The organism is Halomonas stenophila (assembly GCF_014192275.1).
In the GTDB taxonomy this organism is placed as follows: domain Bacteria; phylum Pseudomonadota; class Gammaproteobacteria; order Pseudomonadales; family Halomonadaceae; genus Halomonas; species Halomonas stenophila.
Map to the genome: position 1 here is coordinate 199,763 of NZ_JACHXR010000004.1, position 12,810 is coordinate 212,572.

12 protein-coding genes are annotated in these 12,810 nt (G+C 69.8%); 4 read left to right on the forward strand and 8 right to left on the reverse strand.

Annotated elements, in window-relative coordinates; all coding sequences use genetic code 11:
- Window positions 1–164: 164 nt before the first annotated feature.
- From parE to pgi, 3 genes are read right to left on the reverse strand one after another with little or no spacing between them, the layout of a single operon-like run.
- Window positions 165–2,045 carry a DNA topoisomerase IV subunit B gene (parE, locus tag FHR97_RS09360; protein ID WP_183383530.1) on the reverse strand — a complete coding sequence of 627 codons (1,881 nt, stop codon included), beginning with the start codon at window positions 2,043–2,045 and terminating at the stop codon, window positions 165–167.
- 47 nt (window positions 2,046–2,092) lie between these two features.
- A complete protein-coding gene (locus tag FHR97_RS09365; RefSeq protein WP_183383531.1) occupies window positions 2,093–2,719 on the reverse strand; it encodes a YqiA/YcfP family alpha/beta fold hydrolase in 627 nt (208 codons plus the stop codon).
- Between the two features lie 55 nt (window positions 2,720–2,774).
- Window positions 2,775–4,460, reverse strand: a complete 1,686-nt coding sequence (pgi, locus tag FHR97_RS09370) for a glucose-6-phosphate isomerase (protein ID WP_183383532.1) — start codon at window positions 4,458–4,460, stop codon at window positions 2,775–2,777.
- 83 nt (window positions 4,461–4,543) lie between these two features.
- On the opposite strand from pgi, the gene cmoA reads away from it, so the two are divergent.
- From cmoA to FHR97_RS09390, 4 genes are all read left to right on the forward strand, one after another.
- On the forward strand, window positions 4,544–5,284 hold the full coding sequence (cmoA, locus tag FHR97_RS09375; protein WP_183383533.1) for a carboxy-S-adenosyl-L-methionine synthase CmoA: 741 nt from the start codon (window positions 4,544–4,546) through the stop codon (window positions 5,282–5,284).
- A 94-nt stretch (window positions 5,285–5,378) separates the two neighbouring features.
- Complete coding sequence (locus FHR97_RS09380; RefSeq protein ID WP_183383534.1) at window positions 5,379–6,785, forward strand: phospholipase D-like domain-containing protein; 1,407 nt, start codon at window positions 5,379–5,381, stop codon at window positions 6,783–6,785.
- 7 nt (window positions 6,786–6,792) lie between these two features.
- The gene (cmoB, locus tag FHR97_RS09385) at window positions 6,793–7,782 is read left to right on the forward strand and encodes a tRNA 5-methoxyuridine(34)/uridine 5-oxyacetic acid(34) synthase CmoB (RefSeq protein WP_183383535.1); all 990 of its coding nucleotides are present in this window, start codon (window positions 6,793–6,795) and stop codon (window positions 7,780–7,782) included.
- A gap of 123 nt (window positions 7,783–7,905) precedes the next feature.
- The gene (locus FHR97_RS09390; protein ID WP_183383536.1) at window positions 7,906–8,157 is read left to right on the forward strand and encodes a GlsB/YeaQ/YmgE family stress response membrane protein; all 252 of its coding nucleotides are present in this window, start codon (window positions 7,906–7,908) and stop codon (window positions 8,155–8,157) included.
- Window positions 8,158–8,288: 131 nt separating this feature from the next.
- Here FHR97_RS09390 and FHR97_RS09395 read toward each other — a convergent pair whose 3' ends face one another.
- From FHR97_RS09395 to FHR97_RS09415, 5 genes are all read right to left on the reverse strand, one after another.
- Entirely contained in the window at window positions 8,289–8,963 is a 675-nt protein-coding gene (locus tag FHR97_RS09395) for a zinc metallopeptidase (RefSeq protein ID WP_183383537.1), read from the reverse strand.
- 142 nt (window positions 8,964–9,105) lie between these two features.
- Entirely contained in the window at window positions 9,106–10,533 is a 1,428-nt protein-coding gene (cysN, locus tag FHR97_RS09400) for a sulfate adenylyltransferase subunit CysN (RefSeq protein ID WP_183383538.1), read from the reverse strand.
- A 1-nt stretch (window position 10,534) separates the two neighbouring features.
- The gene (gene cysD / locus FHR97_RS09405; RefSeq protein WP_246403886.1) at window positions 10,535–11,506 is read right to left on the reverse strand and encodes a sulfate adenylyltransferase subunit CysD; all 972 of its coding nucleotides are present in this window, start codon (window positions 11,504–11,506) and stop codon (window positions 10,535–10,537) included.
- A gap of 114 nt (window positions 11,507–11,620) precedes the next feature.
- Entirely contained in the window at window positions 11,621–12,346 is a 726-nt protein-coding gene (locus tag FHR97_RS09410) for a phosphodiesterase (protein ID WP_183383539.1), read from the reverse strand.
- A gap of 16 nt (window positions 12,347–12,362) precedes the next feature.
- Window positions 12,363–12,809, reverse strand: coding sequence for a DUF1249 domain-containing protein (locus tag FHR97_RS09415; protein WP_183383540.1), 447 nt, complete (start codon window positions 12,807–12,809; stop codon window positions 12,363–12,365).
- Window position 12,810: the final 1 nt, after the last annotated feature.

Below are 12,810 nucleotides of genomic sequence, written 5' to 3' on the forward strand. Positions count from 1 at the left end.
TTATCCGGCGACAGCCCTGGGCGGAGGCGCTGTAAACCCTTCCCTGGGCGCTACCGATGCCATCCATGGCATAGGACCTCCGCTGCGGGCTGTCCCCGGCACCGCTCGCCTCGGTATTTCTTCCAGCTTCAAGCTTACGGCTTACAGCTCCCGGCGAAGCCGGGTCAGACCTCGATTTCGGCGAGATTGCCGTAGTCCTCCAGCCAGCTCTTGCGGTCGGCGGAACGCTTCTTGGCCAGCAGCATGTCCATCATCTCCAGGGTGCCGTCGCCGACCTCCCGGGTCAGCTGCACCAGCCGGCGCGTCTCGGCGGCCATGGTGGTCTCGCGCAGCTGCAGCGGGCTCATCTCGCCGAGGCCCTTGAAGCGCTGGACGTTGGGGGTGCCGCGCCGGCCCTCGAGCTGGCGCAGGATGGCGGCCTTCTCGCTCTCGTCGAGGGCGTAGAAGACCTCCTTGCCGAGGTCGATGCGGTACAGCGGCGGCATGGCCACGAAGACATGGCCGGCGTCCACCAGGGCCGGGAAGTGCCGCACGAAGAGCGCGCACAGCAGGGTGGCGATGTGCAGGCCGTCGGAGTCGGCGTCGGCGAGGATGCAGATCTTGTGGTAGCGCAGCTTGGAGAGGTCGTCGCTGCCCGGGTCCATGCCGACGGCCACGGCGATGTCGTGGACCTCCTGGGAGCCGTAGATGTCGTGGGACTCGACCTCCCAGGTGTTGAGGATCTTGCCGCGCAGCGGCAGGATCGCCTGGATCTCGCGATTGCGGGCCTGCTTGGCGCTGCCGCCGGCGCTGTCGCCCTCCACCAGGAACAGCTCGCTGCCGGCCGGGTCCTGGCCCGAGCAGTCGGCCAGCTTGCCGGGCAGCGCCGGCCCCGAGGTGACCTTCTTGCGCGCCACCTTCTTGGCGCTCTTCTGGCGGCGCTGGGCGGCGCTGATCACCAGCTCCGCCAGGGCCTCGCCCTGGTCGACGTGGTGGTTGAGCCACAGCGAGAAGGCATCCTTGACCACCCCGGAGACGAAGCCGGCCACGGTGCGCGACGACAGCCGCTCCTTGGTCTGGCCGGCGAACTGGGGATCGAGCATCTTCACCGAGAGCACGTAGGCGACCCGCTCCCAGAGGTCCTCGGCGGTGAGCTTGACGCCCCGCGGCAACAGGCTCCGGTACTCGCAGAACTCGCGCAGGGCCTCCAGCAGCCCCGAGCGCAGGCCGTTGACGTGGGTGCCGCCCTGGGGCGTGGGGATCAGGTTGACGTAGCTCTCGAGCAGCGGCTCGCCACCCTCGGGCAGCCACTGGATGGCCCAGTCCACGCCGTGTTCGTCATCGGCGAAGTGCCCGACGAAGGGCGCCGCGGGCAGCACCTCATAGCCGTCGGTGGTCTGGGCCAGGTAGTCGCGCAGGCCGTCCTCGAACTGCCAGACGCTCCGGGTGCCGTCGGGCTCGGTGAGGGTGACCTCGAGCCCCGGGCAGAGCACCGCCTTGGCCCGCAGCAGGTGCTTGAGCCGCGACAGCGACAGCTTCGGCGAGTCGAAGTAGCCGGGCTCCGGCCAGAAGCGCACCACGGTGCCGGTGGCGCGCTTGGCGGCCGAGCCGATCACTTCCAGGGGCGAGGCCTTCTCGCCGTGCTCGAAGGCCATGCCGTGGCGCTCCCCGCCCTTGAGCACCTCCACCTCGAGGCGCCGGGACAGGGCGTTGACCACCGAGACGCCGACCCCGTGCAGGCCGCCGGAGAAGCGGTAGCTCGAGGCCGAGAACTTCCCGCCGGCATGCAGCTTGGTCATGATCAGCTCGACCCCGGAGACGCCATGCTCCGGGTGGGTGTCGATGGGCATGCCGCGTCCGTCGTCGCTGACCTCGACGCCGCCGTCCTCGAAGAGTCGCACCCCGATGGCCCCGGCATGGCCGGCCAGCGCCTCGTCCACGCTGTTGTCGATGACCTCCTGGACCAGGTGGTTGGGCCGCGAGGTATCGGTGTACATGCCGGGGCGCTTGCGCACCGGCTCGAGCCCGGCGAGCACCTCGATGGAGCTGGCGCTGTATTGTGTCATGACGTCATCCGGTTGCTGTGCATGATTCCGTTGCCTGCCCCCGGCGCTCAGTCCCGCGCCGCCACCCGGCCGGGGGCCAGGGCATGGCCGCCCTGGGCCAGGATCGCCGGCAGGTAGTCGGCCAGGGCCGCAAAGCCGTGATCGCCCCCCGGGTGCAGCACGGTCCTGGCCCCCTGGTAGAACGCGAAGGCGTCGCCGGCCTCGAGGGTCTCGTCCGCGGTGCCCAGCAGCAGCAGGTAGCGCCCCGGCGAGACGCGCTCCGGCGTCATCGCCGCCAGCGCTCGCCGGTGGGCCTCCTCGACCAGGAAGCGCTCGCCGCTGTAGGGATTGACGAAGGCCTCGCCGACCCAGTCCGCCACCAGGCGCCCGGGGGCCACCGCCGGGTTGACCAGTGCACCGGGCAGGTCGTGGCGCTCGGCAAGCACCGTCGCCAGGAAGCCGCCCATCGAGCTGCCCACCACCAGCGGGTACTCGCCCAACTCGGCCAGGCGGGCCGTTGCCGCATCCAGCGCCTGGTCGGGGCGGTGCGGCAGGTCCGGTGTGGCAAAGGGCAGCCCGAGGTCCGCGCAGGCCTCTCGCATCAACGCCGCCTTGGGGGAAGCGCTGCCGCTGTTGAAGCCGTGCAGGTAGAGGACCCCGGTGGTCGGCACGCGCGGGCAGGCGGGACTCAGCATACCCTAACCCCTGTATATATGGCCAGCCAACCGGGTCGCCCCGATCGCGCTGGCCTCATCGGCCATGCTCCGCCTCGGCCGACCAGACCGCCTCGATCAGGCCGCGGGTGGAGTCGTCCATGCCCTCGAGGCCGGTGCGGTGCTCCAGGGTGTGCTGGGTCTCGCCGGCGATCTTCTTGCCCAGCTCCACCCCCCACTGGTCGAAGGGGTTGATGTCCCAGATGGTCGCCTGGACGAACACCTTGTGCTCGTAGAGGGCGATCAACGCGCCCAGGGTCTCGGGGGTCAGGCGGTCGAGCAGCAGGGTGCTGGACGGCTGATTGCCCCGGTAGTGCTTGTACTCCGGCCGCGGCCCGTCCTCCTCGATGGCATCGTCGCCGAGCATCAGCACCCGCGACTGGGCGAAGCAGTTGGCCAGCGTCAGGCGGTGCTGCCCCATCAGGTGGTCGCGGGTGGCCGGATCGGGCACGTCGTCGTAGCGCACCCGGGGGGCGATGAAGTCGCACTCCACGGCCTGGGTGCCCTGGTGGAGCAGCTGGTAGAAGGCATGCTGGGCGTTGGGGCCGAGCTGCCCCCACAGCACCGGGCAGGTGGAATAGCCGACCTGATCGCCATCGTGGGTCACCGACTTGCCGTTGGACTCCATTTCCAGCTGCTCGAGGTAGGCGGCGAAGTACTCCAGCCGCCCGTCATAGGGCAGGATCGAGTGGGCCCGGATATCCAGGAAGTTGACGTTCCAGATGCCGGCGAGCGCCAGCAGCACGGGCAGGTTGTCGGCGGGCGCCGCCTCGCTGAAGTGGCGATCCATGGCATGGGCGCCGGCCAGCAGGCCACGGAAGTGCTCCATGCCCACCACCAGGGCGATGGGCAGGCCGATGGCCCCCCACAGCGAGTAGCGGCCGCCGACCCACTCCCAGAACTCCAGCTGGTGGTCGTCGGCGATGCCCCACTCGGCCATCTTCTCGGGACTGGCCGAGACACCGATGAAGTGCTGACGCATCACCAGCGCCTCGTCGACGCCCTCCTCGCCGGCGGCACCCAGCAGCCGCGACTTGAGCCAGTCCCGCGCGGTACGCGCATTGGACAGGGTATCGATGGTGGTGAAGGACTTGGACGACAGCACGAACAGCGTGGTCTCGGGATTGAGCCGGGTCAGGTAGTCGGCCAGCTGCGAGCCGTCCATGGTCGAGGCGAAGTGCACGTCGATGCGATGGATGCCCTCGGGCCGGTAGTCGGCCAGGGCGTGGGTGACCATCAGCGGCCCCAGGTCGGAGCCGCCGACGCCGAGGTTGACCACGTCGTGGATCGGCTTGCCGGTGGCGCCCCGCCACTGGCCGGCATGGAAGCGCTCGACCATCTCCGCCATGCGCGCCAGGGTGGCATGCACCGAGGGCACCAGGTCCTCGCCGCCGACCTCGAGACGCGCGTCGGCGGGCAGGCGCAGGGCGGTGTGCAGGGCCGGACGATCCTCGCTGCGGTTGACGCGCTCGCCGGCCAGCAGGCCGCGGATCGCCTCGGGCACCCCGGCGTCACGGGCCAGGTCGAGCAGCAGGTCGAGGGTCTGGCCGGTCCAGCGCTGCTTGGAGAGGTCGAGGGTCAGGCCGGCCGCGCTGCGGCTGAAGGTCTCGAAGCGGCCCGGCTGCTCGACGAAGAGATCGCGCAGATGCCGGCGTCCCATGCCGGCGGCATGCTCGGCCAGGGCACACCAGGCCCGCTGCTGGTCGATGGGGGTATGGCTCATGGAATTCCTCCTGGACATCCTGTCGTGCAGCCGACAACAGGGGAGCGTAGAATGGCGGGCTTCCAGCCCATGATTCCCTGCCTATGAGTGACGCATCTTACCGTGACGCCATCTTTTCCACACCCCTGGACCGGGTGGCGCGCTTTTCGTTCGACGAGCGGGTGGTGGCCTGCTTCCCCGACATGATCCGCCGCTCGGTGCCCGGCTACGGCCAGATCCTGGCCATGCTGGGCCCGCTGGCCCGGCGCCACCTGCGCCACGGTGGCCATGTCTACGACCTGGGCTGCTCGCTGGGGGCCGCCGGGCTGGCGCTGGCCGGCCAGTTGCCGCCGGACGCCTTCCGCTACACCGGGGTCGACCTCTCGCCGGCCATGGTGGAGCGGGCCGGGGAGACGCTGGGCGCCGAATGTCCCGAGCACGCCCTGACGGTGGTCGAGGGCGATATCCGCGACCTCGACTATCGGCCCTCGGGGATGATCCTGCTCAACTTCACCCTGCAGTTCCTGGCCCCGGAGGAGCGCGACGCCGTGATCGCCCACCTCCATGAGGCACTCGAGCCCGGCGGCGTGCTGGTGCTCTCGGAAAAGGTCGTCGCCGAGGACGAGCAGGACAACGCCTGGCTGGTGGAGCGCTACCATGACTTCAAGCGGGCCAACGGCTACAGCGAGCTGGAGATCAGCCAGAAGCGCACCGCGCTGGAGAACGTCCTGGTGCCCGACACCCTGGCCGCCCACCACGCGCGCCTGGCCAAGGCCGGCTTCGCCCGCTCGCTGACCTGGTTCCAGTATCTCAACTTCGCCTCGCTGATCGCCTTCAAGGAGTGACCCGCACCGGCGAGGCGAGGAGCCTGGCGGAGGCAACGCCGCCCCGTGACTCGCGTGACGATAGGCCGCATCCGACAGGCTCCCGGGAGGGTGCATGAGCGCATGGCTCGGCGGCCTGCTGCTGGCCGCCGTCACCGCCTGGCTGGCCACCGCCTGGTGGCACAGTCGCAAGCCGCTGCCCCAGGGCCTGCACGTGCTCGGCTCCTGGCGCCACGCCGAGGCACTCGACCTGCTGCTGGACGAGACCTTCCTCGATGCCCGGCGGCAGCTGCAACGCCACCAGGCCATCTTCGCCGAGTGGCAACGGTTGATCGACCAGGCCCGCCGTCTGGTGGTGGTCGATCTCTTCATGCTCGACGACGGCCCCGTGGGACACTCGCTCTGCCAGGCCCTGATCCGCCGCAAGACCCAGGTACCGGGGCTCGAGACGGTGGTCCTGGTCGACCCCATCAATCACTGCTATGGCGGATGCCCCGCCCCCCAGCTCGAGGCGCTGCGCCGGGCCGGGATCCGGGCGGTCATCTGCGACCTGACCCCGGGACGCGCTCCCAATCCCGGCTGGACGGCCCTGTGGCGCGGCCTGTTCCGCCCGCTCGGCAACTCGCCGCGAGGCGGCTGGCTCCCCAATCCCCTGGGGGCCGGACGCGTCACCCTGCGCAGCTACCTGGCGCTGCTCAACCTCCACGCCAACCACCGCAAGACCCTGGTGGTCGACCACGGCGACGGCTGGCAGGCGGTGGTGAGCTCGGCCAACGCCGACAGCGACAGCCGCGACTACCGCAACGCCGCCCTGCGCCTGTCCGGACCCGCGGCCCTGGACCTGCTGCACAGCGAGCTGGCCCTGGCGCGCCGCTCCGGGCTCATCGGCACGCCACGCTGCCCGGCGCCGCCTCCCGCCGACCCTGCCCCCGCCCTGCCCCGCCTGCGACTGCTCACCGAGGGGGCCATCCGCGACGCCCTGCTGACGATCGTCCGCCAGGCGCGGCCCGGCGAGACGCTCGAGCTATGCGCCTATTACCTGGCCCACCGCCGAGTGATCCACGCCCTGCTCGCCGCGCATCGTCGCGGCGTGACGCTACGCCTGCTGCTCGACCCCAACGAGAGCCATTTCGGCCGCGCCAGCCCCGGCATCCCCAACCGCCAGACGGCCCGAGAGCTGGCCCGAGCGGGGCTGGCCATCCGCTGGAACGGCAACGCCCGGACCCATGCCCACGGCAAGTGGCTGCTGCGCCACGGTGGCGGGCGCCCCGCCACCCTGCTGATCGGCTCGGCCAATCTCAGCCGTCGCAGCCTCGACGACCACAACTTCGAGGCCAATATCCAACTGGAGGCCCGCGACGACCATCCGGTGATTCGCCAGGCGCGGGAAAGCTTCGCCCGCTACTGGCATAATCGGCACGGCGAACTCCACAGCCGCCCCTTCCCCGAGCACGACGACGCCACCCTCTGGCGCTACTGGCGCTACCGCCTGATGGAGGCCAGCGGCTGGTCCACCTTCTAGGAAAGCCATGAGCACTACACCCCACCGCGACCTCTACCACGCCTTCGTCGCCCAGGGCCTGGACACCTGGCTGGCCCGGCTGCCCGCGCAGCTGGCCCGGGGCCTGGACCGCCGGCGCTACGGCGACCTGCCGGCCTGGGAGAAGGCCGTGGCCAAGCTGCCGACGCTGCCCGAGACACGTCGGGTGCACCTGGACGCCGACAGCGTGACGGTGGACGTCGGCCTCGATGCCTCGCGACGCCGGCAGAGCGAGAGCCTGCTGCGCAAGCTCTCGCCCTGGCGCAAGGGGCCCTACCGGCTCGGCGGCGTGCATATCGACACCGAGTGGCGCTCCGACTGGAAGTGGCAACGCGTGGCCCCTCACCTGGCCCCCCTGGCCGGGCGCCGGGTGCTCGACGTGGGCGGCGGCAACGGCTACCACGCCTGGCGCATGGCCGGCAGCGGCGCCGCCTTCGTGCTGGTGATCGATCCTTCGCCGCGCTTCTTCTGGCAGTTCCAGGCGGTGCGCCACTTCGTCGGCGACGCCGACGGCGGGCGCACCCACTTCCTGCCGGTGGGCATCGAGGACGTGCCGGACGACCTGGCGTTCTTCGACAGCGTCTTCTCCATGGGCGTGCTCTACCACCGGCCCTCGCCGCTGGAGCACCTGAGCCAGCTCATGGCCGCGCTGCGACCGGGCGGCGAGCTGGTGCTGGAGACCCTGGTGGTCGAGGGCGACGCCACCACGGTGCTGCTGCCGGGGGAGCGCTACGCCGCCATGCCCAACGTCTACTTCCTGCCCTCCTCCGCTGCCCTGTGTGGCTGGCTCGAGCGCTGCGGTTTCGACAACGTCCGCGTGGTGGACGAGGCCGATACCTCGCTGGCCGAGCAGCGCGCCACCGACTGGATGACCTTCCAGTCGCTGGCCGACTTCCTCGACCCCGGCGACCCGACGAGGACCCGCGAGGGGTATCCCGCCCCGCGCCGGGCGGTGCTGATCGCCAACCGGCCGCGTTGAGCATTGACCCGCCGCGCCGTGGTCCCGGCACGCCGCTCGCCCCTCTTGCGGCATGGCGCCTGCCACACGGCCGGGGACTGTGGCAGACTCGGGGGTTCCGACAGCCAAGCAAGGAGCGCAAGCATGGGCATTCTATCGTGGATTCTCTTCGGCCTGATCGCCGGCGTCATCGCCAAATGGATCATGCCGGGCAAGGATCCGGGCGGCATCATCGTCACCATCCTGATCGGTATCGCCGGCGCCTTCGTGGGTGGCTGGCTGGGCTCCATGGTCGGCATGGGGTCCATGGGCGACTTCAGCCTGGGCAGTTTCATCACGGCCATCGTGGGTGCCCTCGTCCTGCTGGGGGGATACAGGATGCTCAAGAAGGCCTGAGGCCCGGTGTCCGGGCGCATCGTCCCGGACAGAATGCACGAAGCCGCTCCCGGAGCGGCTTCTTCGTATCGGCGATTCTCCCCTGCCCCGCCGACGCGGCACAGGCCATGGCACCGCTCTCCGGGGGAACCTCAGCGCCGCAGGATCGCCAGCCACCGCCCGAGGTTGAGCAGACTGGCCAGGGAGGCCGCCACATAGGTGAAGGCGCAGGCGGTGAGCACATGGCGGGCACCGGCCATGTCGTCGGCCGGGATGTATTCCTCGAGCAGCGGCAGGGCACGCTGGAAGCTGGCGTCCCACTCCACCGGCAGGGTGATCAGGTGCACCAGGGCCGCGGTGCCGAAGCTGAGCACCGCCGCGAGCACCAGCAGCAGGGTGCCGCCGGGCATCCGGGTGACCACCAGCAGCACCGGCGCCGCCATCATCAGCAGGGCGCCGAGCTGCTCGGCCCGCTGGGCCACCTGGACCAGTCGGGTGCGCGCCGCCAGCGGCACATAGCCCTGGTGGTGCTGGATGGCATGCCCCACCTCATGGGCCGCCACCGTCACCGCGGTGAGCGAGCGCCCCGCGTAGTGCTCCCGTGCGAGCCGCACCCGCCGGGCCCGGGGATCGTAGTGGTCACCGCCCTCGGTCATCTCCACCCTCACCCCCTCGATCCCGAGCCGCCTGAGCAGGTGCTCGGCCAGCTCGCCCCCGGTGCCGGGGTAGTCGGCCCGCGGCAAGCCATGTCGCTTGAGCACCCACCGGGCCCAGAGATTCGGCAGCAGGAAGAGGGCCAGCAACAGGACGATGGCCAACAGGATCATCGGCGAAGACTCCGCCAGCGGTGATACGACATTGGACCCGGCCTGGCAGCACCGGTTTCCCCGCCAGGCGCTCCGGCCATGATACGCAGCGGGCCCGGCGACCAGGGGTCGCCGGGCCCGCGCTGGCGGCCGGGGCCGATCGCTACTTCAGCAAGTCGCGAACGTCCTTGGCCTCCCAGTGCGGGAAGTACTTGCGCACCAGGGCGTTGAGCTCAACCTCGAAGCCGGCCCAGTCGACCTCGCCCGGCGCCACCTCGGTGCCGGCTTCGGCCGCACCGCGGATCATGCCCGCGCCCACGGTGATGTTGGACAGCCGGTCGATGACGATGAAGCTGCCGGTGCCCGGGCTGCGCTCGTAGGCGTCGATCGGCACCTCGCCGGTCAGCGCCACCCGGCAGCGGGCGATGGCGTTGAGCTCGAGCCGCTCGGCGGCATGCTGCTCCAGGGTGTTGACGTCCACCTGATAGCGGATGGTCTCGACCCGACCGGGCACCGAGCGCCCGGCGAGGCGAAAGTCGACCTGGCGGCCCGGCTCCAGGGCCTGCTCGCTCATCCACACGACGTCGGCATCGAAGGCCGCGGCCTCGGTCACCTCGGCGTCGGCGGCGACGATCCAGTCGCCGCGGGAGATATCAATCTCGTCCTCCAGGGTGACGGTGATCGCCTGGCCCGGATAGGCATCGTCCAGGTCGCCATCGAAGGTGACGATGCGCTCGACCGTCGAGGTCTTGCCCGAGGGCAGCACCTTGATGGCCTGGCCGGGTCGCAGGATGCCCGCCTCCAGGGTCCCGGCGTAGCCACGGAAATCCAGGTTCGGCCGGTTGACGTACTGCACCGGCAGGCGCAGGTCGGTGAGGTTGTGGTCGGCGCGCACCTCGACGCTCTCGAGCAGCTCGAGCAGCGCCGGCCCCTGGTACCAGGCCATGGCCTCGCTCTTGTTGACCACGTTGTCGCCCTTGAGCGCCGAGAGCGGCACGAAGCGGATATCGTCGGCGCCCAGCTGCTCGGCGAAGGCGCGATACTCGGCGACGATCTCGTCGAAGCGCGCCTCGCTGTAGTCCACCAGGTCCATCTTGTTGACCGCGATCACCAGGTGGCGGATGCCCACCAGGTCGGCGATGAAGCTGTGCCGCTTGGTCTGGGTCTGCACGCCGTAGCGGGCGTCGATCAGGATCACCGCCAGCCCGGCGGTGGACGCGCCGGTGGCCATGTTGCGGGTGTACTGCTCGTGCCCCGGGGTGTCGGCGATGATGAACTTGCGCTTGTCGGTGGAGAAGAAGCGATAGGCCACGTCGATGGTGATGCCCTGCTCCCGCTCGGACTGCAGGCCGTCCACCAGCAGCGCCAGGTCCACCTCCTCGCCGGTGGTGCCGCTCTTCTTCGACGCCTGGGTGATCGCCGCCAGCTGGTCGTCGAAGATCATCTTGGAGTCGTGCAGCAGCCGGCCGATCAGGGTCGACTTGCCGTCGTCGACGCTCCCGCAGGTGATGAAGCGCAGCAGGTCCTTGTTCTCGTGCTCGTGCAGGTACTGCTCGATGTTGTCGGCGATCAGTGTCGATTGATGTGACATGTTAGAAGTACCCCTCGCGCTTCTTCTTCTCCATCGAGCCGGCCTGGTCGTGGTCGATGGCGCGGCCGCTGCGCTCGCTGGTGCGGGTCAGCAGCATCTCCTGGATGATCTCGGGCAGGGTGGTGGCCCTGGACTCCACCGCGCCGGTCAGCGGGTAGCAGCCGAGCGTGCGGAAACGCACCCACTTCTCTTCCGGCACCTCGCCCTCCTCGAGCGGCAGGCGGTCGTCGTCGACCATGATCTGCATGCCGTCGCGCTCCACCACCGGACGCGGCGCGGAGAAGTACAGCGGCACGATGGGGATCGACTCGAGGTAGATGTACTGCCAGATGTCCAGCTCGGTCCAGTTGGAGAGCGGGAAGGCGCGGATCGACTCGCCCTTGTTGACTCGGGCGTTGTAGAGGTTCCACAGCTCGGGACGCTGGTTCTTGGGATCCCAGCGGTGATGCTTGTCGCGGAAGGAGAACACGCGCTCCTTGGCGCGGCTGGCCTCCTCGTCGCGGCGCGCGCCGCCGAAGGCGGCATCGAAGCCGTACTTGTCCAGCGCCTGCTTGAGCGACTGGGTCTTCATCACGTCGGTGTAGCCGCTGGAGCCATGATCGAAGGGGTTGATGCCCGCTTCGACGCCTTCCTGGTTGATGTGCTCGATCAGCTCCATGCCGGATTCCGCGGCCATGCGGTCGCGGAACTCGATCATCTCGCGGAACTTCCAGGTGGTGTTGACGTGCATCAGCGGGAACGGCGGCGGCCCGGGATAGAAGGCCTTGCGCGCCAGGTGCAGCATCACCGAGGAGTCCTTGCCGATGGAATAGAGCATCACCGGGTTGGAGAACTCGGCCGCCACCTCGCGGATGATGTGGATGGACTCGGCTTCCAGCTGCTGCAGATGGGTCAGCCGCCGCGGCGTCAGGCCCGGGGCACTCCCCTCGGCCTGGACGGCGCTCTCGCGTGTCGGTGCATGAAGACTGTTCATGGCCCGGCTACCTCGCATGACGTGGGCGGATTGGGATCATGCGGGAGAGGGTATCGTCATGCCGATAATAACGTAAAAGAATTAATATCTATCTTTTTATACGATAAAGGGATATTAGGGCTCGACCCGCTCCACCCAGGTGGCGAGCGCGCCGCCGTGCAGGTCGACCACGCGAAAGCCGGGGCGGGACGCCTCGTCGACGGCGAAGGTCTCGCTGCCGGGCAGGAACTGGTCGCTGGTGGAGGGGCAGCCGTAGATTGGGACCCCGCCCGGACCATGCCCGACGAAGGCCTGGTGGATATGGCCGCAGAGTACCGCCTGGACGCACTCGTGGCCGGCGAGGGTGCGCCAGAAGGCCTCGGCGTCGACCAGCCCCAGCGCATCGAGCCAGGCCGAGCCGACGGCCAGGGGGGGATGGTGCATGGCCACCAGGGTCGGCCGGTCGTCGTCGGCGAGACGCGAGGCGAGGCCCGCCAGGCGCGCCTCGCCGAGTTCGCCGGCCGCCTGGCCGACCACCTGGGTGTCCAGCAGGAGGACACGCCAGCCCCCGAGGTCGAGGCTGGCGTGGCAGGGGCGGTACTCGGCCATCCGCCGCGGCTCGTCATGATTGCCGGGCAGCCAGAACCAGGGACAGTCGAGGCGGGCCAGGACCTGCCCGGCCAGGGCATAGGAGGCCGCCGTCTCGTCCTGACTGACGTCGCCGGTGACCAGCACCGCCTCGGGGCGCAGGCGCGCGGCCGCCTCCACCACGCGCTCGAGCCGGCGATGGGGAATACCGGTCCGGGAAGGCGCCAGGGGGTCGGCATGCAGGTGGCAATCGGTGAGCTGGATAAGACGCATCAGGCTACTGGGCTCCTCAGGGCAGTTGCGGCAGGTCCAGGGAGTGGCCATGGGCCAGGCCGTGGTCGAGCCACTCGCCGAGGAAACGGTTGAGCTGGAGCTTCTCGTCGGGCTGGTGCATGCGGGCGTTGGGGTAGCGATAGCGGCCATCGAAGTGGCGCTGGCGCTGGAAGTCGGTGACCTCCGCCATGCGCACGTCGTGATAGAGGTGGACCCGCATGCGCGGCGTGTCGATCACGGCGTCGAGGACCCCATGCTGGGAGACCCGGATGATGCTGGTGTAGGGGGCCCGCTCCTGGACCTTGAGGCACAGGGCACCGAGGCGGCGCCCCTGGTTGACCAGCTCCACCTCGCGACTCTCGCCGGCCTCGAGATCCCCCAGCAGGCGGGTCAACCGCACATAGTTGGCGGTGCACTCGCTCTGGAGGGTCCTCAGGTCGGTGACGTAGGCACTTCTCGACACG

Bases quoted from the DNA above. Each gene is read 5' to 3' on its own strand.
- FHR97_RS09410 (WP_183383539.1), bottom strand. From the start codon at position 12,346: ATGCGTCTTATCCAGCTCACCGATTGCCACCTGCATGCCGACCCCCTG.
- cysN (WP_183383538.1), bottom strand. From the start codon at position 10,533: ATGTCACATCAATCGACACTGATCGCCGACAACATCGAGCAGTACCTG.
- FHR97_RS09390 (WP_183383536.1), top strand. From the start codon at position 7,906: ATGGGCATTCTATCGTGGATTCTCTTCGGCCTGATCGCCGGCGTCATC.
- cysD (WP_246403886.1), bottom strand. From the start codon at position 11,506: ATGAACAGTCTTCATGCACCGACACGCGAGAGCGCCGTCCAGGCCGAG.
- cmoA (WP_183383533.1), top strand. From the start codon at position 4,544: ATGAGTGACGCATCTTACCGTGACGCCATCTTTTCCACACCCCTGGAC.
- FHR97_RS09365 (WP_183383531.1), bottom strand. From the start codon at position 2,719: ATGCTGAGTCCCGCCTGCCCGCGCGTGCCGACCACCGGGGTCCTCTAC.
- cmoB (WP_183383535.1), top strand. From the start codon at position 6,793: ATGAGCACTACACCCCACCGCGACCTCTACCACGCCTTCGTCGCCCAG.
- FHR97_RS09395 (WP_183383537.1), bottom strand. From the start codon at position 8,963: ATGATCCTGTTGGCCATCGTCCTGTTGCTGGCCCTCTTCCTGCTGCCG.
- parE (WP_183383530.1), bottom strand. From the start codon at position 2,045: ATGACACAATACAGCGCCAGCTCCATCGAGGTGCTCGCCGGGCTCGAG.
- pgi (WP_183383532.1), bottom strand. From the start codon at position 4,460: ATGAGCCATACCCCCATCGACCAGCAGCGGGCCTGGTGTGCCCTGGCC.
- FHR97_RS09380 (WP_183383534.1), top strand. From the start codon at position 5,379: ATGAGCGCATGGCTCGGCGGCCTGCTGCTGGCCGCCGTCACCGCCTGG.